Origin of the sequence: Petroclostridium sp. X23 (assembly GCF_030013905.1) — a bacterium.
GTDB lineage: Bacteria > Bacillota > Clostridia > SK-Y3 > SK-Y3 > X23.
In genome coordinates this window covers 1,550,585-1,576,621 of the sequence record NZ_CP124862.1, presented here as the reverse complement: position 1 = coordinate 1,576,621, position 26,037 = coordinate 1,550,585, and the positions used below count along the sequence as shown (strand labels likewise).

General features: G+C 37.9%; 20 protein-coding genes. 11 read left to right on the top strand and 9 right to left on the bottom strand.

Annotation, left to right across the window (positions count from 1 at the left end):
• Positions 1–149: 149 nt before the first annotated feature.
• From QKW49_RS07675 to QKW49_RS07660, 4 genes are all read right to left on the bottom strand, one after another.
• Positions 150–557, bottom strand: a complete 408-nt coding sequence (locus QKW49_RS07675; protein ID WP_282866958.1) for a hypothetical protein — start codon at positions 555–557, stop codon at positions 150–152.
• Between the two features lie 17 nt (positions 558–574).
• Positions 575–811 (bottom strand): hypothetical protein, encoded by a 237-nt coding sequence (locus QKW49_RS07670; RefSeq protein ID WP_282866957.1) that lies wholly within the window; start codon positions 809–811, stop codon positions 575–577.
• Between the two features lies 1 nt (position 812).
• Positions 813–2,990 (bottom strand): cation-translocating P-type ATPase, encoded by a 2,178-nt coding sequence (locus tag QKW49_RS07665; protein ID WP_282866955.1) that lies wholly within the window; start codon positions 2,988–2,990, stop codon positions 813–815.
• A 110-nt stretch (positions 2,991–3,100) separates the two neighbouring features.
• On the bottom strand, positions 3,101–3,361 hold the full coding sequence (locus tag QKW49_RS07660) for a hypothetical protein (RefSeq protein WP_282866954.1): 261 nt from the start codon (positions 3,359–3,361) through the stop codon (positions 3,101–3,103).
• A 381-nt stretch (positions 3,362–3,742) separates the two neighbouring features.
• Here QKW49_RS07660 and QKW49_RS07655 point away from each other — a divergent pair, with 381 nt between their 5' ends.
• On the top strand, positions 3,743–6,835 hold the full coding sequence (locus tag QKW49_RS07655) for an HAD-IC family P-type ATPase (RefSeq protein ID WP_282866953.1): 3,093 nt from the start codon (positions 3,743–3,745) through the stop codon (positions 6,833–6,835).
• A 338-nt stretch (positions 6,836–7,173) separates the two neighbouring features.
• Here the strand turns inward: QKW49_RS07655 and QKW49_RS07650 are convergent, their stop codons facing one another.
• On the bottom strand, positions 7,174–8,856 hold the full coding sequence (locus tag QKW49_RS07650) for a thiamine pyrophosphate-dependent enzyme (protein ID WP_282866951.1): 1,683 nt from the start codon (positions 8,854–8,856) through the stop codon (positions 7,174–7,176).
• A gap of 297 nt (positions 8,857–9,153) precedes the next feature.
• On the opposite strand from QKW49_RS07650, the gene QKW49_RS07645 reads away from it, so the two are divergent.
• The 8 genes from QKW49_RS07645 (at position 9,154) to allE (ending at position 18,623) form a co-directional block, all read left to right on the top strand.
• Positions 9,154–9,939, top strand: coding sequence for an IclR family transcriptional regulator (locus QKW49_RS07645; protein ID WP_282866949.1), 786 nt, complete (start codon positions 9,154–9,156; stop codon positions 9,937–9,939).
• 280 nt (positions 9,940–10,219) lie between these two features.
• Positions 10,220–11,581 carry an allantoinase AllB gene (gene allB / locus QKW49_RS07640; RefSeq protein ID WP_282866948.1) on the top strand — a complete coding sequence of 454 codons (1,362 nt, stop codon included), beginning with the start codon at positions 10,220–10,222 and terminating at the stop codon, positions 11,579–11,581.
• A 26-nt stretch (positions 11,582–11,607) separates the two neighbouring features.
• Positions 11,608–12,996 (top strand): NCS1 family transporter, encoded by a 1,389-nt coding sequence (locus QKW49_RS07635; RefSeq protein ID WP_282866947.1) that lies wholly within the window; start codon positions 11,608–11,610, stop codon positions 12,994–12,996.
• Between the two features lie 97 nt (positions 12,997–13,093).
• A complete protein-coding gene (gene allB, locus QKW49_RS07630; protein WP_282866946.1) occupies positions 13,094–14,452 on the top strand; it encodes an allantoinase AllB in 1,359 nt (452 codons plus the stop codon).
• Positions 14,453–14,480: 28 nt separating this feature from the next.
• Positions 14,481–15,848 carry an NCS1 family transporter gene (locus tag QKW49_RS07625; RefSeq protein WP_282866945.1) on the top strand — a complete coding sequence of 456 codons (1,368 nt, stop codon included), beginning with the start codon at positions 14,481–14,483 and terminating at the stop codon, positions 15,846–15,848.
• 319 nt (positions 15,849–16,167) lie between these two features.
• Positions 16,168–17,409: a Zn-dependent hydrolase gene (locus QKW49_RS07620; protein ID WP_349239126.1), complete on the top strand. Its 1,242-nt coding sequence runs from the start codon at positions 16,168–16,170 to the stop codon at positions 17,407–17,409.
• A 66-nt stretch (positions 17,410–17,475) separates the two neighbouring features.
• Entirely contained in the window at positions 17,476–17,829 is a 354-nt protein-coding gene (locus QKW49_RS07615; RefSeq protein WP_282866944.1) for a cupin domain-containing protein, read from the top strand.
• A 29-nt stretch (positions 17,830–17,858) separates the two neighbouring features.
• Positions 17,859–18,623, top strand: coding sequence for a (S)-ureidoglycine aminohydrolase (allE, locus tag QKW49_RS07610; protein ID WP_282866943.1), 765 nt, complete (start codon positions 17,859–17,861; stop codon positions 18,621–18,623).
• Between the two features lie 111 nt (positions 18,624–18,734).
• Here the strand turns inward: allE and QKW49_RS07605 are convergent, their stop codons facing one another.
• Positions 18,735–19,790, bottom strand: coding sequence for a FadR/GntR family transcriptional regulator (locus QKW49_RS07605; RefSeq protein ID WP_282866942.1), 1,056 nt, complete (start codon positions 19,788–19,790; stop codon positions 18,735–18,737).
• Between the two features lie 410 nt (positions 19,791–20,200).
• Between QKW49_RS07605 and QKW49_RS07600 the strand changes: the two genes are divergently transcribed.
• The gene (locus tag QKW49_RS07600; protein ID WP_282866940.1) at positions 20,201–20,653 is read left to right on the top strand and encodes a hypothetical protein; all 453 of its coding nucleotides are present in this window, start codon (positions 20,201–20,203) and stop codon (positions 20,651–20,653) included.
• Positions 20,654–20,731: 78 nt separating this feature from the next.
• On the opposite strand, the gene QKW49_RS07595 is transcribed toward QKW49_RS07600, so the two are convergent.
• A complete protein-coding gene (locus QKW49_RS07595; RefSeq protein ID WP_282866938.1) occupies positions 20,732–22,879 on the bottom strand; it encodes a YcdB/YcdC domain-containing protein in 2,148 nt (715 codons plus the stop codon).
• A 152-nt stretch (positions 22,880–23,031) separates the two neighbouring features.
• On the opposite strand from QKW49_RS07595, the gene QKW49_RS07590 reads away from it, so the two are divergent.
• Positions 23,032–23,511: a hypothetical protein gene (locus QKW49_RS07590; RefSeq protein ID WP_282866937.1), complete on the top strand. Its 480-nt coding sequence runs from the start codon at positions 23,032–23,034 to the stop codon at positions 23,509–23,511.
• A gap of 121 nt (positions 23,512–23,632) precedes the next feature.
• On the opposite strand, the gene QKW49_RS07585 is transcribed toward QKW49_RS07590, so the two are convergent.
• Together QKW49_RS07585 and QKW49_RS07580 are read right to left on the bottom strand one after the other, a co-directional pair.
• A complete protein-coding gene (locus QKW49_RS07585) occupies positions 23,633–24,646 on the bottom strand; it encodes a nucleoid-associated protein (RefSeq protein ID WP_282866936.1) in 1,014 nt (337 codons plus the stop codon).
• Between the two features lie 18 nt (positions 24,647–24,664).
• Positions 24,665–25,807: an N-acetylmuramoyl-L-alanine amidase gene (locus tag QKW49_RS07580; RefSeq protein ID WP_282866935.1), complete on the bottom strand. Its 1,143-nt coding sequence runs from the start codon at positions 25,805–25,807 to the stop codon at positions 24,665–24,667.
• Between the last annotated feature and the right edge of the window lie 230 nt (positions 25,808–26,037).

Here is a 26,037-nt window from a genome sequence, read left to right as displayed (position 1 = left end):
GATTTTCGACCAACCAAGCACTTTTTCAGTAGTCTCAGAGAGTCCTGTCTGCCCCTAGGAAAGCTTTGGTGATATATAGCTTGTTAACTATAAGTCTCATTTGTTTTCCTTGACTCTAGTGTAAATATAGCTTTGATTTTTTTGCAAAATTACTGCATAGTATTTCCGGTAGTTCCATTTACATCGGTTTTTATCTGAGCGACCTCATCCTTTAAACCTGTCACGGTGTTCTTCAATTCTTCTAAAATCTTATTGGAATGTTCTCTTTCTGCTTTCAATTCATTCAATAGCGCCTGAAACATATTGGTCTGGTCCATAGGAACCTGATGCTGAGCGCCTGTCATATGTGTTTTTTCAACCATATGATTAATCGTATCTTTGCCCTGGTTCATCATGTGCTTTGTCTGGTCTGACAGCACCATGGCGCCTTGTACGCCTTTCACAGCTACCGGTCTAAGGGATTCTTTGATCTGAGGTCCCAGTAGATAGCCGATGGCAGCAACTCCAAGACCGATGAAAAAACTCTGTGAGCCAAAAGGTTTTAGCATTTCGTTCATGTGTCATACCTCCAAATTTATCTTCTAAATATTAATGCCTTGGTAATCGCCTTATATACGTCCCGGTTGTTATGCTTTTCACTGCTTTGGAACGCATAAGTTGTAAATTGTTTAATATGCTTTGCCCACATATCGATGATCTCTTTTTTGTGTTCCGGATGATGATTGATCAAAGATAGGCTGTGATCTATTTGGTTTTGTAAATTTTCAAAAGAATGATCGAATTCCTCTGTAAATGACTGTATGTCATCCAATTTATTCACCTACTCTCAGATATTTCATTTTATACTTTAATGGCCGCAGCGAGTTTATCAATACCAGCAAACTGTTTAAATCCTTATAAAATGATGCAAAAAAAGGATTGATGCAGTTTGTGAAAACAAGTAAAATGCCTATGATATTCAATCCTACCGACAAGTGATAGGATTGACGCATATTGCTTTCTGTAAATCTGCCCAGATCTATCAAAGCCGGTATGGACTGAAGATTATTATTCATTATAACTACATCCGAGCATTCCAGTGTTTCACGATTCAACCGGTCTGCCAGCGTAATGCCTATATGTGCGCCGCTTAAAGCAGCACAATCGTTTATGCCGTCTCCTACCATTGCGGTAATACGATGATTCTTCTTTAAAGCTGTAATGATAGCTCTTTTATTTTCCGGCAGCATATTACCGTAGCAAGCATTGATGCCCAACTCTTTCGCCATGTTCACCACGATTGATTGGTCATCCCCTGAGATGATTTCATTTTCCTGTATCCCTAATTCACGGATATACTTGATAGCGGAACGTGTTTCAGGTCTCATAGTGTCTTTAATGCCTATTAAGCCTATTAGCTTTCCGTTATGAGCTACATAAACAGGACTTTGACCAAGTTGTTTCAACTGTTTTTCTTTTGCTTTTGCACTTTTTAAGGTAATATTTTTATCCGCCATCATTTTAGCGTTTCCGACGATAGTCTCTTTACCATCAATTACACAGGATATTCCTTTGCCAATCTGATAATGAGGCGCTGTAATACCTTTTAACGCTAGTTTTCTCATCTTGGATTCTCTGAGCAGCGCTTTCGCCACCGGATGATTCTGATTTTTTTCACAGGAAGCGGCAATAGCCAGTACTTCATTTTCTGAGTAAAAATCAGTATTTATAATATCAACCACTTGCGGATGACCGGTAGAAAGCGTACCGGTTTTATCAAATATCATTGTATCCAGTGTACCTATTGTTTCCAGGCTATCGGGATTTCTTAGCAAAATACCCTGATTGCACGCGGTAATAAAAGCTGACCGCATTGCAACAGGTGCCGCTATATAGGCCGGACCGGGGCATGCGATCAAAAGTACTGTAATAAAAGTCATAAAGCTCCCTGTTAACACAAGGCTCATGATGGATGCTGCAATAGCGTAAGGCATTACAGTATGGTAGTATTTATCAACTACATTGACTGCTTCCAAGTGCTCTTTCCAAGAGTTGTCTATTAGCGTCAGACCTTTCTTATACTGCGCTTCGGTTCCTATATCGGTAACTTCTATTGTAACGCTGCCTTCATCAATGATAACGCCGGAATAAAGCATATCCCCCGTATGCGCATATATGGGGCCAGACTCACCTGTTAAGAGCGTATGATTGACAACAGCTTTTCCATGAATAATTCTTCCGTCAACCGGTACATAATCATCCTCATATAGCATAAGGGTATCCCCTATAGAGATACTGTCATATTCTCTATAAACTTCCTTATGATTAATCATCTTTCGTACATAGCCAAACTTATGTCTTAATAATTCTAGAACAGCATTTTGTGACTTTTTATGGGTATAATGCTCAATCACTTCGCTTAAATAACCTATGGTAATGGTAAACAAGCTCAAAGTACTTTCTCTAAGTACAACACAGCTTAATGCCGAAAGACCCAGCAGCATGTCGCAGTTAATCTGCCTGCTCGCTTTAAAATGCGACAAGCCTTTCCTAAACATAGGATAACCGGTCATGATGGATGTTATAGCGGCGATGGAGAATAATCCATAGTTTTTTGCTAATGACGTCCTGCCGAAAAACATTTGTTTTATCATCATAACAGCTAATACTGAGCCGGATAACATCAACTTGTTCAAGCATTTCTGCTCATCATTTATCGGATTCTTTTTTGTCTGTGAGAGGTTTGTTTTATGCAATATTATGTTATTATTCAAGTTTTTTATATCAGTGATTTTTTGTTCAATAATGTAAACATCCAAAGCATTTTCATCAAATAAGACCAATACATTACCGGTAATATGGCTGGCTGATACGTTATGAATGCCTTGAACTGCAGAAAGATAATAGATAATCTTATCTGCATAGGTTTTGTTTCCTCTGAGATTGTTTATTGCAACTCTTACTCTTCCAGGTAAAACAAACTTGTTATCAGATAGATTTGCATAATACAAACCGTATTCCTCCCAAAGTTAAATTGACATCACCATACCCATGAATACTGAGCTGAAATACATAATGATTCCCATTAGCGCTATTTTAATCAATGCCATATTGCCACCTCCTATTGTTGTGATTGTTGTTCGGGTTGATATAATTCCTCAGAACTTTGGGTATTCATCATACTCCTTTTCATATGCTCATAATGCGCTTCGGCAACAATATCTTCAAATTCTTCCTTAATCCCATATGCGACACCCTTAGCCCTATCGGTTAGAGTAAAGGCTTGGCTTGCGGCGAATACCGCTGCTTTTCTCAGCGGCTGCTTGAAGTTTTTCGCGACACCGAAAGTAGCTATTCCCAGCAGAAAACCTAGCGGTTCCAAATACAGATCGCCTCCTTAATGAATTTATTATTAATATTTTAAACAGTGTAAACTTTATTATTCGCCAATTAATGGCTTTTTATAGCGATCTGAATAAAGAAATTTGATTTATGTATAATAATAAAATATGACTTGAATGAACATGGTTATCTATAGATAACCAAATATAAAATTTAAAAATAACAAAGTAATATCAAATAGTATTCGTAGGGGCGGACGACCCTGTCCGCCCGGTACATTGTTGTGTGACCTGCGGGTGGACAGAGTCGTCCGCCCCTACAAGAACTCGCATAATATAATAAGGTAGAGAATTATAATTCTACACTTGGTTATCTATATAATAAGCAGATTAGAGTTAAAACTGTTGATGAGGTGGCAAATATGCAGCAATATACAAGTGATTGTATGTTGGATATACCCGGAAGAATCAGAATCAAATATGATATCTTAAAGAATAATAAAAGCCTATGTGATAACTTAATGCGAAGTTTATCTACCATAAAAGGTATCGTATTGGCAAATGCCAATTCCTATACTGGCAAAATTCTTGTGGTCTATGATGTGGATAGAGTTACAGCTTTTGAAATCAAAGAAAAAATCGACACCATGATTCACCCGAAGACGTACATTAAACATGACAACAAAGTAGTCAAAGTGAATTTCAGATGTAAAAAACCGTTGTCTCCGCAAGAATTGAGAAAAACTAAAAATACGCTATCCGATGATTATTATGAATATAGCGTAAAAGCTGCCATGCATTCTTCTAATGCGTCTAAGTCAGATCAGTTATGGTATACATTGCCTGTTGAGGAGGTTGTAAAAGATCTTAACTCAAATGTTGCCGTAGGACTATCTGCTGATGAACCAAAAAAAAGACTTGAAAAATTTGGATTAAATCAGTTTGAGCAAAAGAAATCCGAGTCTTTTATTACAATGTTTATGCATCAATTTGATGGATTTATTATTAAGCTTTTATTGGGAGCAACAGGAGTATCATGGATTTTAGGGCAGGCAGTGGATGCCGCCATTATATTAGGCATTATCGGGCTGGAGGCAATGTTAGGTGTATGGCAGGAATATAAAGCCGAAAAATCATTAGATGCGCTAAAAGAAATGTCCGCGCCCAGTGCCCGGGTATTGCGAAACGGCATTGCGGCAGAAATACCGACCGATCGTGTAGTGCCGGGAGATATTCTTCTGCTGGAGGCAGGTGACCATGTTGCTGCGGATGCCAGATTAATTGATGGTTATAATATGGAAGCGGTAGAAGCCTCATTGACCGGTGAAGCATATCCGGTCTTTAAAAATGCGAAATATATACCGGATGGTGATGTACCATTGGGAGATAGAAGTAATATGGTATATATGGGGACATCCATCGTACGAGGAAAAGGAAGTGCCATTGTCACCGCAACGGGTATGAGCACCGAGATGGGCAGAATTGCAGCCATGCTGATAAATACCGAACAAGAAAAGACACTTCTTCAGAAAGATCTTGACCGCTTGGCAAAAGTGATTGCTTGGGGGTGTTTAGGGATTTGCGGGATAATCACCATTGGAGGGATCATAGGGGGTCAGCCTTCACTTCAGATGTTAAGGACCGGTATCAGCTTGGCTGTTGGTGCGATCCCTGAAGGACTGACCAGTGTACTCACCATCGCCCTTGCTTTTGGCGTGCAGAGAATGGCAAAAAAGAATGCCATTGTAAAAACACTGCCATCGGTAGAGACTTTAAGCTGTACAGGCGTCATATGCACTGATAAGACAGGCACTCTGACCAAAAATGAAATGACGGTTAAAGAGATCGTGACATTTGATAAGGATATCCAAATAACAGGAGAAGGCTATAATATAGAAGGTGAATTTTATTTAAACGATACACCTATTGTGGTAGAGAATCATCATGATTTAGAGCTATTGCTAACAGCTTCTGCCTTATGCAATGATGCATCGATCATAAGAAGTGATGATAAAAACTATGAGATTAAGGGAGATCCGACAGAAGCCGCTCTTCTTATTGCGTCAGAAAAAGCGGGGCTGCAGTTGGAATCTTTTGAGTGTTACCAAAGAGTCCATGAAATCCCTTTTGATTCGGAAACAAAAAGGATGACTGCAATTTGTCATGATCCGGACGGTAATTACTATGCATATGCAAAGGGGGCGGTGGATACCATCATAAACCAATGCAGCAGGATATTAACCGATAACGCAGTTATATCACTGTCTGACAGTATAATTGAAAAGATTATGGATGCGAACGAAAAAATGGCTTCCAAAGCTTTACGGGTATTGGCTGTTGCTTATAAGCCAATAGATAGCAGTGAAGCAGCAGAGAATACTCAGGGTGAGCCGGAAGAAGGATTAATTTTTCTGGGACTGGTAGGTATGATGGATCCTCCACGTTCACAGGTAAAAGAAGCGATTCAAAAGTGTCATCAAGCAGGAATAAAAGTCGTAATGATTACAGGAGATCATAAACAAACTGCTGCTGCTATTGCTCAATCTATTGATATGTTGACCGAGAATGGCATTGTACTGACAGGAGAGCAGCTGGACAAAATGAGTGAACATGAGTTATCCGATGTGATAGATGATGTGCAGGTATTTGCCAGAACCTGTCCGCAGCAGAAACTGAAAATTGTCAAGGCCTATAAAAAAAAGGGGTATGTGGTGGCCATGACCGGCGATGGTGTAAACGATGCGCCTGCTGTAAAAGAAGCCAATATCGGTATTGCCATGGGCAAGTCGGGAACCGATGTAACCAGGGAATCATCATGTATGATATTAACTGATGATAATTTTGAGACCATCGTAAGAGCGTTGGAGGAAGGACGAACTATCAATAGGAATATTAAAAAATTTATGAAATATGTGTTGTCAGGTAATTTAGCAGAAGTTTTGGCAATTTTTCTTGCAGCGATTACCGGTTTTCCTGTTCCATTGGTACCGGGACAGATTCTCATGATTAACCTTGTAACCGAAGGAATTCCTGCTCTGGCACTAGGGGTGGACCCACCGGATAAGAATATCATGCAGGAACCTCCCAGAGATGCAAATACAAGTATCTTTAGCAAAAATTTAAAGAAGAGCATCATCACCCGGGGAATAGCTACAGGACTAACCACCCTTGGCGTATTCGGAGGAACACTGCTAATTGGCGGAAGCTTGATGAAAGCAAGGACAATGGCATTCGCAAACCTTGTATCCTGCCAGATGCTTCACGCTTATGAATGCAGTTCAAAAAACATCGGTGCAAACAAGTATTTAATCCCGTCCATTGCAATATCCACCGGATTGATGGCTGCGTCCATATACATTCCGGGATTGGCAGGCATACTGGGAATGATACCATTAAATACTATGGATTGGTTATCCATATTCCTATCTACAACCATATTAAGCAGGTTGGATGAATTTATCAGAGACTTGTTATACGTAACAAGATTGAGAGGAAAACCGGTATTGGCACGGTAATATAACTTTTTAAATTTACTTCCTTCCTGTTAAAGGTCGGTTAAATATTGTTAAAAGATAGTAAACCTAGATGATCTATTCCTTTGATTGTTTTATAATAAATGTAAACAATTAAACAACAAATTATAGCAAGGGGGCTATTTTTTTGGATAACATAGGAAATGAAGATATAAATTTAGAAGAATTAAATGAGCTTTTGAAAGATGTTGAGGTCATCATAAATAAATATCAAGTTGCATAATATTTCGTTGTTCTTCGAATTTTAATAAAAAAGCCCCGTTGATATAAAACCAACGGGGTAAAGTAAAGAAGATAGATAGTTGATGTATCTACAAAAATCAGTTATTGAACTCTTTCACGTTTTCGATATCAGGACCCATTGAGCAATGTGCTTCCGGTTCGCATACAATATCAATCACATATGGCTTCTTGGACGCCTTAGCTCTTTCAAAAGCACCTGCGATATCTTCGGGTTTGAATACTCTTTCACCTTCACAGCCAAAGCCTTCTGCAACCTTTACAAAGTCCATAACACCCTGATTTTCAGGCATTGCTACACCATACTCATAGCCAAAAGCAAATTTTTGATTTTGTCTTATAAGTCCAAGGTAAGCATTATTTACAATACAAACTATAAGCGGAACGTCATTTGCAGCAGCGGTTGCCAGTTCCTGAGCATGGAAAGTGAATCCGAAGTCACCTATTACTGCGACAGCCTTGTTTTTGCATTTTTCAGATACCATTGCACCAATAGCGGCAGGGATGTCATAACCCAAAGTACCGGATCCGCCGGATGGAAGATATCTCTTTGGTTTATTAATATCTTGAAGCTGTCCTGACCAGATCTGCGTAATACCGCAGCCGGTTGTAAAAATAGTATCAGCATCAAATGATTTGTTTAATTCTTCAAAGACTCTATGTGGGTTGATTGGTACACAGTCATGATCAACCTTTCTTCTGAGTTCTGCTCTGACTTTCGGTAAATCTGCAACTCTTGCCGCACCTTTTTGCTTGCCTAATTTTTCAGCTTCTGCAAGCAGCTGAGTGATTGCATCCTTTGCATCACCTACGATGCCAAGATCAGGAGTGAAAATCTTACCGATTTCTTTTCTTTCAACATTGATATGAATAAACTTTTTGTTTTTTGTATATACCGGAACTGCACCTGTATGACGATCGGTAAATCTATTACCGATAGCTAACACGACATCGGATTCTGAGAAGGTCTTATTACCTATTGGTGCGCCACACTGAATTCCGGGTATTCCTGCATTTAACGGATGGTCAACCGGAATTCCGCCCTTACCCATATATGTGGTAACAACAGGAATCTGCATGATTTCAGCAAATTTAACAAGGTCTGCACATGCATCCGCAAGTACAACACCACCGCCCATAAGGATCACAGGATTTTTTGCTTCAACAAGCATATCCATTGCAGCTTTGATTGCTGAAGGGGATGCCTTTGGATTACTTACAGAAGTAGGAACATAAGCATCAGCATCGAATTCTACTTCACTCATCTGCATATCAAGTGGAAGATCTATAAGTACTGCGCCAGGCTTTCCTTCTCTGGCAATCTTGAAGGCGTTAATGACTTCATCAACAGCTGTCTTAGGATTTTTAAGGCATATGGCATGCTTTGCGATAGGCTTAGCTATGTCAACGATATCAACACATTGGAAAGCATCCTTACCCATAAGTGCTCTTACGCCTTGGCCGGTGATAGCGATAAGTGGAATTGAATCAATGTTTGAAGTATAAACACCGGTTATAAAATTTGTTGCTCCAGGACCCGATGTGCATAATGCAACTGCCATTTTGCCGCTTGCTCTGTAATATCCGCTTGCTGCATGCACACAGCATTCCTCATGTCTTAATGTAATATGTTTAATTTTGTCCTGTGCTTTATCCATAGCGTCATAAAGTGAGTTAATACCTGCTCCGGGAATGCCGAAAGCATCGGTGATTCCTTCTTTAATCATAATTTGTACGATAGCTTCTGATAATTTCATTTTCATAATGATATCATCCTCTCTAAAAATATTAATTTCAATATGTGAAATTTAATTTCAATATAATTACTTTACCACATGTTTTTATAGTTCGCAATAGGTTTTTTAAATATTATGTATCAATCTTGTATAAAATTGTATTTAATACTAAGTAAATTAACTGTGCTATCATTTTGATATTTATATTTAGCTGGAAAAAGATATGTCTAATTGCAAAAAAACAAAACTAATGATATAATATGATGAAATTTATATGAGATATGATTTTAATAAATAAAATATCATTTTAGGAAGTGATGTAAAATGCAGGATGTAAAAGAAAAAGTATCTATAAAGAATCAATCTGTTGAAAAAGTTTTGAATATAATAGAGTTGCTGTCAGAAAAACAAAAACCTATGCGCATACAGGATATTGCAAAGGAACTGGGTATGAACTCAAGTACAGTTGTTCGGTTTTTGGCGACGCTGGTAAGCTGCGGATATGTTGCTCAGGATCGTGAAACACTTAAATACTACTTAACGTATAAAATCTGCGCAATTGCAAATAGAGTAAGTTCGGATATAGAAATCCGTGATATTCTGCAGCCATTTACACAAGCGGTTGCAGCTGTTTTTGATGAATCGGTATGTCTCGCAATAGAGCAGGATATGAGCATGGTCTATATTGATGTGATTCAAGGACAAAATCAAATGTTGAGGGCAATGCAACGCATTGGTAATGTTGCACCGATGCATTGTACAGGAGTAGGTAAGCTTTTACTTTTAAACCATGATGAAGCCTATATTGATAAAATGATTTTTCAAAAAGGACTTACCAAGTTTACTGACAACACCATAATCACAAAAAGGCAGCTTATGAATGAGCTGGACAAAGTGAGAATACAAGGTTATTCGATAGATGATGAAGAATGTGAAATCGGTGCGAAGTGTGTAGCGGTGCCCATAAGAGGCTTCTCTGGAAAAATTGTTGCAGCGATAAGCATAACAGGACCGATTTCGAGAATGAATGATATCATAACAGATAAAAATATTGAGTATCTAAAGGAGACCGCTTATAGAGCTTCTAAAAAGCTGGGTTATGAGGAATAGCTTTTTAGAGGCTAACTATTAGAGGTTAAAAAGACGTTTGGAATATTATTTCCCGAACGTCTTTTTTTGTTTATTTATACAATCAATTTTTATTTTGAAGTTAATTACTGTTCAAAGTACACAAAAAAAATTGAGAAATTTGAAAATTGGTATTGCGGTCAACCACTTTATTGTGCTATTATAATGATAACAACAATGTGGTTGTTTAAAAATCTGGTCTAAACGTTTATTCCAAATTCTATTCTACTAGAGTCTATTCCAAAAGAAAGAAGGGGTTAAAATGTATGATCTACTCATTACAAACGGAAAGCTTGTTACACACGATAGGATATTTGAAGCGGATATAGCAATAAAGGATGGAAAATATGCCGCTTTTTTAACTGTCGGTGAAAAAGCAGAAGCAAAAGAAGTCATTGATGCGAAAGGTAATTTTGTTTTTCCTGGAATTATTGACTGCCATGCGCATCTAAATGAGCCGGGTTTTACATGGAGAGAAGATTTTGCAACAGGATCAAGGGCAGCCGCGGTGGGTGGAACAACCATGCTTATCGATATGCCTTTAAACAATGAACCTCCGCTTACCAATAAGGAAGTTTTTGACTTGAAATATGGTCTGATCAGCAAAAAAGCGGTAGTAGATTACAGCCTTTGGGGTGGATTAGTCGATTATAATCTTAAAGATCTTGTAGGATTAAATGAATGCGGTGTAGCAGCATTTAAAGCATTTGTATGTCCAATGGGTGACAGTACTTTTACGGCTGTAAATCTTGGACATATTAAAGAAGCATTAGAAATATTAAAACCCTATGGGACGATATGCGGTTTCCACTGTGAAGAGTATGGTCTGGTACAGGAGTTGGAAAAGAAGGCTAAGGACGAAGGCAGAAATACGGTAAAAGATTTCCTTGATGCCCATAGCGTACTTGTGGAGTATGTCGCAACTAAGAACATGCTTGATATGGCAAGGGCTACAGGAGGAAAGGTACATATTTGTCATGTAAGCCACCCTGAAGTTGCACAGATTATCAAGGAGGCTATTCATGAAGGGCTGCCTGTAACAGCGGAAACATGTCCCCATTATCTTGGATTTACCGAAGAATTGGTTTATGAGAAAGGAGCTCCGGCAAAATGTACACCGCCTCTGAGGACAAAAGACGCAGTAGAAAAACTATGGGAGTATGTATTGGATGGTACTCTTTCTTGTATTGGTTCCGATCATTCTCCGGCAGATGAAAAAGAGAAGGATAATACTAAAAATACTATTTGGAGTGCTTGGGGAGGATTGAATTCAATCCAATTTCTTTTGCCGATGATGTTTGATATGGCAGTTCATCAAAGAGGATATAGTCCCACTTTGCTGGCAAAAACATTAGACTATAATCCGGCAAAAATATTTAATCTATACGGCAGAAAGGGTGCCTTTGAAATCGGATTTGACGGGGATATTGTTATTTTAGATCCTAATAAGGATTGGGAGATATCAAAAGAGACGTTACTCACAATGAACAAGGTTTCTGCTTTCGAAGGAGTAAAAGGAAAAGGCTTCCCAACTCACACCATTGTAAGAGGAAAAGTTGTGGCACAGGACGGCATGTTTAAGGATGAATTTGGTTATGGTGAATTCATCAAACCAGTGAAATAAATTACATCTAAAGGAGGAAAACAAAAATGAGTAACGAAAATTCTGCTGGAGCAAATCATGTGGAGGACACACTATTACCTATTCCTGAAGACAAAAGAATCCTAGGAAAGACATCCTATCTGACAGCATGGCTTGGAGGCTGTATATCAATAGGGACTTTTGCACTTGGCTCAAGTATAGTTCAATCGGGTCTAAGCTTGATGCAGGCAGGTTTAGCAATGCTTATCGGGTCATTGATTCTGATTGCGGGCCTTATTTTGAATGACAGGTTAAGCTACAAAACCGGGATACCCTATGTTGTCCAACTAAAAAGCGCATTTGGTACAAAAGGAACCATTGTTCCTTCATTGTTAAGAGCAGCACCGGCTATCGTTTGGTATGGTGTACAAAGCTGGCTGGCAGGTACGGCATTAAATGAGGTATCAAAAACATTATTTGGCTTTGATAACGTTATATTTTTCTTTATTGCATTCCAAATTACACAAATGCTTCTTTCATTACTAGGATTCAAGGGTGTAAAATGGATAGAGAATATTGGTGCGATATTTATTGTAGGGGCATTGACCTATATGTTTTATGTATGTCTTACCACCTATGGAGATGTTATTTCAGAAAAGCTTATTAACAAACAAGGTACTTGGGGACTTCCATTCTGGACTGCTATTATTTCATTCTTCGGTGTAAATATCACTGTTATGCTTAACGCCGGTGACTATGTTAGAGAATTGAAGCCTGGTTATAGTGATGCCACAAGAGGAGTGGTATATTTCCTTGCGATGGTTCCGGCGACAGTATTTATGGGAATTATCGGTCTTATGATTACAACAGCTACAGGAATAGCAAATCCGATTGTTGCTTTTTCCAGTGCGGTAGATAATAAAATTCTAGTTGTATCCACGTTGTTGTTTATTATCTTTGCTCAAATGACCACAAATTTGTTAAGTAACGTAATACCCCCAGTTTATGCCCTTATGGATGCGTTCAAGCTGAAGCATAAAACAGCCGCAACGCTTGTCAGCGTTATTGCCGTATGCACATTTCCATGGGAGCTGGTAAAGGAATCTTCGGCAGCAGGTCTTGATGTATTTATACAAACATATACGGTATTCTTTGGACCTATTTTTGCAGTATTACTCACCGACTATTATATTATCAGAAAACAAAAGGTTGATCTTAATGAGTTGTATGATGAAGATGGTCCGTTCAAGGGTGTGAATTACGCCGCTATTGCTGCAATTGTTATAGGAGCAGCGTTTGGTTTTATTAACAGAGGATTATCATTCTTCATAAGTTTTATTCCTACGATGGCCGCTTATTATATCCTTATGAAAAACCTTCCGTCTTCAAGACCGTTCTGTAGAGGAACAAGTTTGTGTCAAGAAAATGTTCCGGTTCAGGACATTGCTGAAGGTTGATATCTTACAGAAGATCAAACAAAGAGATTTAATTTAGTACAATAAAATGTCAAAACGGAATAGTTGCAAAAAATATTCAGGGAAGAGGGCGTGAAAATTGTTTGATTTATTAATTAAAAACGGCAAGGTTGTAACGGTAGATAGAATTTATGATGCGAGCATTTGTGTGAAAGACGGCAAGATTGCTGCAATAGTAGAATCGGATCATGAATTAGCCGCAAAAGAAGTGATAGATGCGAAAGGAAATTATGTGTTTCCAGGTGCGATAGATAGCCATGCACACCTAAACGACCCGGGATACAACTGGAGAGAAGACTATGAACATGGTACAGCGGCCGCAGGCGTCGGCGGTTTTACCACAATTGTCGATATGCCTCTTCAAAATGAACCTGCGCTGACGGATGCAAAGATATTTGATAAAAAAGAAGAACACGTATCTCCTAAAGCTTATGTAGATTATTGTTTCTGGGGCGGCTTGGTTGATTACAATCTGGATGCTCTAAAGGAACTGGATACAAAGGGATGTGTTGCTTTCAAATCATTTATCGGCCCTGTATCACCGGACTATGTTTCATTAACAATAGGGCAGGCAAGGGAAGCCATTGAAATTCTAAAGAGTGTCGATGCCCGTGCAGGGTTCCACTGTGAAGATTATTCAATTATTAAGTGGGAAGAAGGAAGAGCGAAGAAGAAAGAGAAAAACGATTGGAGAGATTTCTTAAACTCCAGACCGTTAATTGCAGAATTAGTTGCTACTCAAAGCATCATAGAACTTGCAAGAGAACTTGAAGCCAAAGTCCATATATGTCATGTAAGCCACCCAAAGGTTGCCGAATTGATCAGAAAGGCACAATTAGAAGGAGTGGATGTGACAGGAGAAACCTGCGGACATTACCTCACCTTTACCGATGAAGATGTTGTGAAAAACGGAAGTCTTTTTAAATGTGCACCACCGTTAAGAGAAGCTTCTGCCGTTGAAGAGTTATGGAAATATGTGAATGACGGTACGCTAAGCTGTGTGGGTTCGGATCACTCTCCCTGCGAGTTAAGTGAAAAGAGTGAAGAAAAACATGGTATATTTGGTGCCTGGGGTGGAATGAGTGGAATACAGAATGTGATGCAGGTGGTATTTAGCGAGGGTGTTGTAAAGCGCGGTTACAGTCCGACGATTCTTGCAAAAGCATTAAGTGAAGGACCTGCAAAAACATTTGGCATTTATGGTAAGAAGGGTGCGATTGAAGTTGGATTTGATGCAGACCTTGTCATACTAGATGCTAAAAAGGAATGGGAAATCACACCCGAATCTCTTTATTATGTCAATAAAATATCCGGATTTGTAGGGTTAAAAGGTGTAGGGTTACCGGTATGTACGGTGGTAAGAGGGCAGGTAGTGGCACAAGATGGCAAATTGGTAGGACAAAAAGGATTTGGCGAGTTAGTAAAGAAAATTAAATAGTCACTTAGATTAATGAGGGGGAAATATTATGAGTAGTGCTGTTGAGCTTCAAAACACAAAAATAGATGAAGGGCTGAGTTCATCTACAAAACCTGAATTGCTGCCTACAAAAGAAAGAATAATGGGTAAAATCTCTTATCTGGCAGCATTTATGGGAGGCTGTGTGTCTATTGGTACATTTTCCATGGGAGCAAGTTTAATAGGAGTATTGAATTTAACACAGGCAATCATTGCTATGGCAATCGGCTGCTCAGTTATCGCGCTTGCGTTGGTTCTTGCAGGATGTGCGGGTCATAAGTACGGTATTCCATTTACCGTTCAAGCAAGAAGTTCATTTGGTATTAGCGGAGTAAAACTTCCGGGGATTTTAAGAGGTGTTCCCGCTATTATATGGTTCGGATTCCAGAGCTGGGTAGGAGCAGGTGCGCTGAATGCATGTTTTAAAACCTTATTTGGTTTTGACAACCTGCCAATCGTTTTCGTCTTGTTTACGGCTCTTCAGGTTGCACTTGCAATCAATGGGTTCCACGGTATCAAGTGGCTTGAAAATATCAGTATGGTATTCATACTAGCAACATTAGCATACATGTTCTATGTAGTATATACAAAATATGGTGCGGAAGTAGCTGATACAATTACAAATATTAAAGGTACATGGGGCTTGCCTTTCTGGGCCGGTACAACAGCATTTTTAGGTATTTATACTACTATGATTATTAACGCATCCGACTATGCAAGAGAATTAAAGCATGGAACGCGTGCAACTACCACCGGTAGTTTATACTGGCTGTCCATTGTTCCACCGACATTATTTATGGGATTGATAGGCTTGATGGTTTCCGGTGCAACCGGTAATAACGACCCTGTGCAGGTGTTTTCAACGACGCTTGACAATAAGTTTCTAACATTAGTTACATTGGCGTTTATTGCGTTTGCACAAGTAACAACAAATGTATTAAATAATATTGTTCCACCTGTATATGTATTGATGAACACTTTCCATATTTCATATAAGAAAAGTGCGGTTTTAGTTGGTATCCTGTCGTTGCTATCTTGCCCTTGGCTGTTGGTAAGACCTGAATCGGCAGATGGGTTATCATTATTTGTTCAAACCTATTCAGCTTTTTTAGGGCCTATATTTGCAGTTTTAGTGGTTGATTACTTCTTTATCAGGAAAAGAACGCTAGACTTGAATGATTATTATGATGTAGAAGGTGCGTTCAAAGGTATTAACTGGGCAGGTATAATTGCTATAATTGTAGGATCAATCGTTTCCCTGTTTTTTGTTAAGGTTTCATGGTTTGCCAGCTTGATTCCGACAGGCTTGATATACTATATTTTGATGATGAAGCTTAACGTTTGTGCAAAATTCAGAAAAGGAACAATTTTTGAATAAACGCTTGTATAAAGTATGAATCAACTTCTGAAAATAAAGAGTAATATTGCACAAAATAATAATGCTAATTTGTTCAATTGGTAGATTGAAATATGAAATGAATAATATATAATAATATAAAAAGAGGTTGACCAGTTATGTTGATTTTTTCATTAAGGCTACTCTGACTAATAATGGAGGAAAAATGAAAAACCCTCATATGCCAATGTGAGAAAACAATAGCACGCATTGGCATATGGGGAGATAGATTGCACAGCTTAAGATAGAAATAAGCATTTATTAAAGTTATGCTATACAAGTAAACTAACCAAGGGGGTTCATTACTATTAATATAGAAACTATTACAAAAGGATTAAAAAAAGATTTAGAAAGTCTTAGTGAATTTAATGCTACAAAAGGTAATGGCACCACAAGACTTCCATTTACGAAGGAAGCTAGAGATTGTGTTAAGTATTTATCAAAAATTATGCAGGAGGCAGGTCTTACCGTTCATAATGATGAAGCCGGAAACGTAATCGGTACATTACAAGGAGAAGATAAAGGTGCACCTGCAATTGTGATGGGGTCCCACTATGACTCGGTTGTAAATGGTGGAAACTTCGATGGAATAGCCGGTGTGGTTTGTGGAATAGAAATTGCCAGACTCATAAGAGATACAGGTGTAAAACTAAAAAGAAATTTCACTGTGATTGGTTTTTGCGATGAAGAAGGTATGCGTTTTGGAACAGGTTTCTTTGGGTCAAAAGGTATATTAGGTCAATTAGATCTTGAGTATTTGCACAAATATAAGGATAAAGACGGAATTTCAATTTATGAGGCGATGAAGCAATATGGCCTTATGCCTGGAAGTGTGGAAAAGGCAAAAATGGACATGGATAAAATAAAAGCATATATTGAAATCCATCCGGAGCAAGGACCGGTTCTTGATGCAAAGAAGATTGAACTTGGTTTGGTAGAATGCATCGTAGGGATGCAGCGGTATATGGTTACAGTAAATGGAAGAGCAGATCATGCAGGAACCACACCGATGGACATGAGAATTGATGCAGTGGATGTTTCAACCAAGGTTATTTCAAAAATAGCTGACTGGGCAAGAGAAAAGAATGATGGTACAGTTGCTACAACAGGTTTTATGAGGGTTTGCCCAAGTGCAATGAATATTGTAGCAGAAAAGGTGGAATTCAGCATAGACGTGCGTTCAAAGCACGAAGAGAATATTCGTGATATTGTAAGTAAGATAAAAGCTGCGTTAAAAACAGAATGTGAAAAATGCGGCGCAACCTATGAGATGAATGAAAAATTAAAAATCTCTCCTGTTCACTTAAATGAAGAAATGCTTAGTAAGCTTGCGAAGAATTGTGAAGCAAGAGGGTATTCTTACCAAAGAATCTTAAGCGGAGCCGGACATGATGCACTGCCTATTGGTCAGGTTGTAGATACTGTCATGGTATTCGCGCCAAGTAAGGACGGGAGGAGCCATTGCCCGGTTGAGTGGACTGAATATAGTGATCTAGCAAAAGCAGTAGCTATTACTTATGACTTGATTATAGATATGCAATAAAATCAAGTCATTCATATTAAAATTTGTTTAGTGTTTTATGTTTGAAACTTAAGGGGGCATTTTGAAATGATCAAGAAGGCAAATGAGCTAAGACTTGAAAATGTACCAAACCTAAGAGGCGGGGAAGGTACAGTAAGGATTATTAACATCGTTGAAGACCAAGACAACTACGGGACAGGAAGATTATTCGGTATAAGCATTATTCCTGTAGGTGGTTCTATCGGGAAACATCAACATGTAGGCGATTTTGAAACATATTATATTTTAAAGGGGAAGGCCCTTGTAAATGATAACGGAAATGAGCAGGTTTTAGAACCGGGAGATATGACTATGTGCAAAGATGGGGATTGGCATTCGATAAAGAATATAGGAGACTGTGATTTGGAGTATGTGGCAGTGATCTTATATAATAAGCAATAAAGAATTATTTATAGATGGGGTGAATTATAATGGCTTATCCAAAAGATGTATTATCAACAAGAGCAGTTGTAAAGCCCGGCAAGTATGCAGTGATACCGCCAACAGGGCTGGTCAACAATGTTGTACCTGGAATAGAAGGGTGCAGGATTAGTATTGTAGCTTCTCCGAAAATGGGAGCAAGTTTTGTTCAATATGTTATCACAGCAGAAAAAAATGGCGGAACTACAAAGGTTTTTGGAAATCAGTCTAATGTAGAATCTTTTATTTACTGCATGGAAGGTGATGGGATTTTTACAGTTTCGGGAAAAGAGTATAAAGCATGTGATGGTGCATATATATACGCGCCGGCAGGAGTTGGGCTTGAATTCAAAAATACCGGTGATAGACCGATGAAGGCTTTGCTGTACAAACAAATCTATATTCCATGCGAGGGACTGCAGCCATATACTTACTATGGAAATGTAAATGAAATAGAATACAGAATATATGAAGATATGGAAAATGTATTTATTAAAGATTTGCTTCCGGTGGATATCAATTTCGATATGAATATGCATATCTTATCTTTTGCACCCGGTGGATGTCATCCGTTTGTTGAGACCCATGTGCAAGAGCATGGTGCATATATTCTTGAAGGGGAAGGATGTTATCTTTTAGATGACAATTGGTCTATGATTAAAAAGGATGACTTTATGTGGTTTGGTCCTTATGTCCCTCAAGCAGCTTATGGGGTAGGAAGAACGAATTTCACATACATTTATTCAAAGGATTGCAATAGAGATGTGAATTTATAAGAATCCGATTATAATACGCAAGGGAGTTCAGGAAACGATAGTTTGCCGAACTCCCTTAAATTTTTATATAACTCAATGTGAAATGTGAAAAAACGATACATGAAAAACTTCTTAATTGCCGCCCAATTGATACCGTTTATGAGCATTTTCCAAATGGGTATTCATAGCTGTAACCGCTTGTGCAGGATCGCGGTCCATAATAGCTATATAAATATCCGAATGTTCCTGATAAATGGACACTAAATGATCCAGATTCACCATACCGCTTTTGCTGATATGCTTAATAAGCTTGCGGGCAGTTAGCAGTAAATTGTAAAGAATCGGATTATGAGAACATTGGGCAACGGCTAAATGAAAATCCAAATCCAAATCAAGAAAAATCTGTAAATTCCTTTCTGTATATGCATTTGCAGATTTTTCAAAAATCCTACTTAAAGTGTTTAAATCTTCAATGGTTGCATGCTGTGCAGCAAGACGAGTAGATTCAACTTCCAGGACATTTCGAACACTGATGACATGTTCTGCATTCTTCTCCCCAATCAGAAAAGTCCATGATAAAGGCGTAAGAAAGAATTGGGTGCTATCCGAAGCAATAAAAGTACCTTGTCCCGGAAGAATTGTAATAAGTCCAAGTGCACTTAATACTTTTAACGCTTCGCGGATGGAGCTTCGTCCTACATTAAACATAGTAGAAAGATTGCGGTCTGAAGGAAGTTTATCTCCCGGTTTCAATTCACCCGAAATAATGCTGTCTACAAGGTAATCGCTAATGACATTTACCAGGATTTCTACACTGCTTGTTTTCTTCACAAGTTGAGCAATATTAGTTAATTGGTTACCATGGGCATCACGCTGCGACTCTATAAGCATGTCCAAATTTTTCGCAAAATCATCAGGTTCCAGCTGAAATAACTTTGGATCTACTGACAACTTTTCTGCAATAATTCTAGCGAGATTCTCGCTGTCATGGCTATCTCTTTTTTCAAAATTGGAAAGTTTAGATACACTTATCAGTGGTATGTTTTCTTCGTCTGTTAAATACTTACTGATAAATTCACTTTGAGATAACTTAAGTCTCCGTCTAAGCAACAAGGCATTCTCGTGTATATGAGATCTATCTAAATTATTCAATAGTGGTTGAGCGGGCACAAAAGCATCTGTATTCATATTCAATCCTTCCTGATTTTATACCTCATTGTATAATAATGAATCAATACATTATAAGTTTTCAATATAATATTATAGCATTCCGGCAAAGTTATATCAAGAAAAAATCTAAGCTATAAAGAGTAGCAGAGAGTGTGATAACTAAAAAAATATCCTCCCGGTTTAGCAAGGGAGGATATTTTGCGTCTTGTACAGTTTATGAGTTAGCATAAAGAGCAGTTAATGCGCCGCTAATTCCTCAGCCAGCAATGATAGACTTAAAGGATATATAGATGTTTTAACCGAGAATGATAATGTAGAAAATTATTCCCTTATCAAGGGCGTTCCCATGGATGTTTCAGATTCTGAGCGTATTCGGATGCTAACTCAATGATATATTTACCGGCTTCACTCAGTTGTTTAAAGGCGGAATGATTTATGATCCAATGCTTCAGAAATGGTACGATGGAACTGTTTTTATAGAAAATGGCAGGATTGCGGAGCAGAATACTCAGATAGATTATAAAGTGATTCATGCGCAGGGGTGTTATGTAACTCCGGGGTTTATTGATTATCATGTGCATTATTTTAATCGTGGGTCGGATAATGGTGTCAATGCAGATGTGGCCTCATTTCCTTGTGGGGTTACCACTGCAGTGGACGGTGGTACCTGCGGAGTGTCTTCCTATGAGTTGTTTGAAAAAAGTATTATCAACCAGACGGACATAAGATTATGGAGCTTGCTTCACGTAGCATCTGGTGGACAGCTAACCGATGACTACCCAAAAAATCTCAAACCGGATAAGTTTAATATCCCACGTATCAAGCAGCTTTTTGAGAAGTATAAATTATCGTCTGGTAGGACTGAAAACGCGAATTTCTGATCATATCATACACCCGGAAGAAGCAGGGGTATTCATATGCATATAAAAAGAGAGTCCGGGGACTCTCTTTTGTATACTCTATCTTTTTAAATAATTATAGATGATGATGGCAGTTTCGGCACGGGTAAGCTTATTCTGAGGATTGAAATAGCCGTCGTTTCCGCTGATGATCTTCAAACCTTGGGCGATGGTGACGTAACCGATTAAGTCGGGATTTATTTTTTCTATATCTTTAAAAGTACAATTAAAAATCCCTTTTATATCTGCGACTTTATCGTATTTTAAAGCTCTGATAATGAATTTAACGCTGTCTTCCCGGGTTACATCTGCATCAGGTGCCTTTTCGTTTTCTTTTACGATTCCTTCCCTTATCAAATATTTGTATAATTCATCAATTTCTTTGTTATCTTCACTTGAAGCAGGATCATATCCATAATAATTCAATGTCTTTGACAGCAAAGTGAAAAAGTTCTTCTGGGTAATACTTTCATCAGGTTTGAACTCTGTACCTTTTAAGACGATACCGTATTCAGCCAGTGCTTTAATAGCAGATTCCGCAAAATGTCCGGAGATATCGGTATATCCTGAGGTTTTATTATCCTTATAAGGTTTTCCGTCATAGTTTAAGATGTTTCCGGTGTTTGCGTCAAATAATAACGGTTTGTCATTTTTTACGGTATATACCAATTTAATTTCTATATTTTCGGTACCATATTCAGGACGGATTATTTTTGCGCTGTCTTTGTTGTGTACCAGTTTATACTGAAGTTCAAGACCGATTTCATTAAACATTTTTTCATAAACCTGGTCCAGTGTGATGATGTTATCTACCGGTGCAAATGTGATATCATACCATTCCAGTTGGTAATTGGTGACTTTTCCATTTACAGCATCATATCCCACTTGGATGTAATTGCTCGGGAACAAGACATCATTTACTTTCCGCAGATATCTAAAGTTATATTGGGTTGGTTTTGTACTGGACGCATAGATGATTACATCACCTGTGTAAGTATCATCAAATTCCGTTTGGCCGAATTTTTCCGGCTGTATTTGCTTAATAAATTTTTCTACAGCTTCTTTTGCAGCGTCTTGGTCATAAACGCCTTCTTCTTCACCTTTATACGGGCCATTTTGGTAGAATGCTTTAATCTCTCCGGTTTTTGCGTTAATGGTTACACTAACATACTGATAATCGTTCGCCTTATCGCTAGATGCTTTTTCAAAATAAAGCTGCCAGATAAAATCCTGTTTTACGGGCCAATGGCGGGATAAATTGGCATTCATGAGCTTAAATTCATCTGTAAGTTCCAATGTCTTAAAATCTCTTGCGATTTTTTCTGCTTTGGCCTGACTCATCAGAGAAGATGCTTCTTCAACCGCATTCATTTCTTCCGGGGTAAGTACCGGTTCTTCCGCTTTAGCTTGTTCGCGGTATCCCATTCCGCCTCCATCACCATACAAATAATAAGGAGCAGAGGTTTCTAACTTATTGCCGGTCAGTGCGTCTATATCATAACCGTACGGATATTTTGCCGTATATACGGCATAGGTTTTCAGTTGGTCGTTATCATATGTGTAGTTATAAATCAATCTTAAACCCAGATTTTTCTTGTAAGCTTCCTGCGCATCTTTCAGCGTAATTGCCTTATTTGCATCCGGGAAAACACGGTCCTTGGTCCAGTTGTAATAAAAACTTTGAACTTCACCGGTCTCTGTGTTTACTTCAACAAATACATTATCATTGGGCACGGGAATGCCGTTAACCAACCTTACATAATTAAAATAATATGTAGGCTGCATCAATGTATTATCGATATTCTCCATATATTTCAGTTGAGAAGCGATTTCAGGGTGTATATATTTGATGAATTGCTCTGCTTTTGTCTTTGCTTCTTGTTTGCTTATCTTTGGGAGCTTCCTTTGGTCATACTGATAAGGCTTATAGTAATTATAGCTAAGAATGTTGCCGTCATTATCGATTCTCACATGCATATTCCCATCTAAACCGTCCTTGCTATTCCAGGTGAGCTGCCAGGTTTGTTTATTGTTTTCAGTAAATGAGGTATAGTTGAATTCTGTCAGGGTACTTGGGATGGTGAATTTTTCTTTTGTTGTTTTAATAGCTTTCTCCAGTCCTTGGTCATCGGCAGCCAAACTTAAGGATGGCAGCAGGCATGCTGTTAGCATGATAATTGTCATAAGTAGTGCGATTTTCTTTTTCACTTAGATCACCTCTTCATTATTTTTTGTTTTTATTTGGTTAGACTCGCGATTTGCTTAAAAGTTCCACGGAAATTAAAAAAATTTATATGGAATAAGTAGACGAGGAAGATAAATTGGAATAAAATATATATGCAGGGTATAGGAGGGGGAAGATGAATTTATTATTGTTCTTAATTATTATAGCAGCTTTGACATCAATACCTGGAATACTATTTAAGTTTGCCTCCAGCATGATATTGCTCGTGGCGGCTATGTCTTTTGTATTTGGATTAGCAGGCGCTTTGCTGATGGTACCGTTAAAGTCATGCATAGATAATATTGCGATGAAGAAGACAAAACAAGATATTTTTTACCGGAATCAAGGGAAACTTCGCTGCAGGACGAATAAAGAAAAATATGTCGACTATTGTCTGGAAGATAATATACTCGTAGCACAGACATGTTTTTGTTTGATGGGAGCATGCCTTACATATATCTTTTTTGGAATAAATCCGGTATGGCTGGGGATTTTTATGTTTGCGATATTGATAGGTTTTATATATTTCAATATTATCAGATATTATGAAATGGTTAAAGATGAAATGTATGTGGATATGCTAACTGAGAGTTTTTCAGATGAAGGGTGTATATAGCAGAATATATTATTGCGTTATCAACGGGCGGACAGAGTCGTCCGCCCCTACGAAAGTTCACATGATATATAACCAGGCAAATTACAAGTTTTAATTTAATTATCTATAGTCACCGGTAGGTCTATTTATCGCTTATTTTCCCAATATTTTTAATAACAATAGAAATAGTGCCGTCAGGATTATTAATAAACTCAATCCTATCTTTGTTGCCGTAGTATTCAACAGGTAAATTGATTTCAATACCTGTATCGGTTTTTATCTTTTGCCTTTTAAATGTTTTCTCCGCTATTTTTTCACTGACTTCAATCATTGTATCTTTTAATCCGGTTTTTCGGATCTCTTCCAGGTATTCCTGCTTTAGTTCCGGGTTTTGCCTGAAGACATTATCTGCCACGTTCATTACATCTATGACTTCCTTTTCTTCGATGCTGTCGGCAACTGCTTTTCGTATTTCAACAGGTTTGGTATAGTCTTCTTCGAAATACTGCTTTTGAAATTTTTCGGTCGCCTTGGTAAATAATTTTACCTTTTCCGCGGTAGAAATTTTAGTTGTGCACTTTAAGAAAAGGTCGGAAAAGTAAAAAGTCTTTTCCCCATTGATTTCATATTTCTTTTCCACAAGTTTAATACTGAAATCATTTAAATTGACCAATGCATATTCTTCTACTTTTTGGTTCTCTCCGGGTAAGGTTGTCTTTTGTTTGATGATGGAGTTGATAGTACCCGATTCATCTGATTGTATATAATGAATAAATGAATGCTTATAGTTGAACTTTAGGATTGCCAAATATGTAGTGTTCCCTGCCTTGAATAGGCAGCATATCAAATCTGCAGAAGGAATATCCACGTGTTTGATCATGATATCAAATAGAATACTTCCGATTTCAGAGGTTATCCGGATGAACTGATCTTGCGCGTTGGCCAGTTCCTGACATAAATTTTCAACTTTATTATCTATAGAAATAAATTGTGCATCTTTTAGATGGTCATCTTTGAATAATTTTCCAATATGTTTTTTAATAAATTCATTTGTTTCATTGTCTTCAGGATGTTCTCTCATTGATAAAACCGGCATTTGCAAATTGTTATCCAGAATATGAACAATCATTTTTTTTATAGAAATATCGTCATTCATTATTTATACCTCATATCATTATTTTTTTAAAAAGCTGTTAATACCTGCAGCAATGGCATTAGACGCTCTTTCCCGTATTTCAGGCTTTATAAGATTTGCAAGGTCATTGGGGTTGGAAATATATCCAAACTCAATAAGGGCACCGGGATGGTCACTTTTTCTCACAACCCAATAATCTCTTTTTTCAATGCCCATATCCGTCCATTTAGGAAATTCCTTTATCAGGCTGTCCTGCAGTGTTTGGGCGAGGCTGATTCTTTCTTTCTTCTGATAATCTCCTGTAGTATAATAATATGTTGCAATTCCGTTAGGCCCCGGTTCTTCATAGCTATTATTATGAATGGAAACAAAAGCATCCGGCTTTAAAAAGTTAGTATAGTCGGTAATCCAACGGTGATACAGCTCCTTATCCGTACTGCGGGTATAGACAGTATTCACACCCAAATCTTTTAATTTATGCTCCATCCTTAATGCGATATCCAGTACAATATCTTTCTCACATACATCTCCGTTGATGGCACCAGGGTCACTGCCGCCGTGTCCCGGGTCTATCACAACCAATGAGTGATAAGGATTTTCAGTTTTTGCGATATCAATATGAAGAATATTCGTATCAACAGTGTCGACATATATGCGTAAAGGATAATTTTTTTGGCAGTTAATATAAATATACTGTGCATCATATATGGATTGAACACTCATTCCTTCAATTGATTTTGAAAATACGCTGTTAACCTCTTCATTATTGATTTTTTCAATAAAGTTTTCAGGCAGTTCGATAATATATGGGCTGCTTTGGCTCTGTATTTTAAAATCAGCAGGGATAGAGCCTTTAATCATGACTTTATCCCAATACGGATTATCGGTTACCAGTAATATGGTTCTTCCATTCATTATATCCTGCCCAAAGTTGGTCAACGATGTCCGGTCAATAATCGGGTTGTCCGGCGTTTGGGATGTATCAGGCGGATAAATATTTTCTAAGCTGGTTTTACCTGGGGATAAAACAATCAAGCTAGATGAAACGGCAATAAAAATGATAAGATAGGCCAAGTGGTGTTTAATAAAATGTCTGACAAAGCGAACAATATATGGTCTTAATATGTCATACAAAAAATGTTGTAAAAGGCGATGGATATAATTTTTCATTTGCTGTTTCATCTTTAGTCCTCCCATCCGCTGCTATCATTCAACAAATAAATACAAATGCAAACTTTATTTTACCAAAAAATAGATGGGAATGCTAGTATAAAAAGACAATTACTTAGCAATCATTTAGTGGGGAGTGGGGAGTTTTTATGCTCTCCTCACTAAGCAATATATTCCATGTAAAATCTTTAATGCATTTAATATAGATTTGTTTTTTGGGAAAATGGGTATATATATTATTA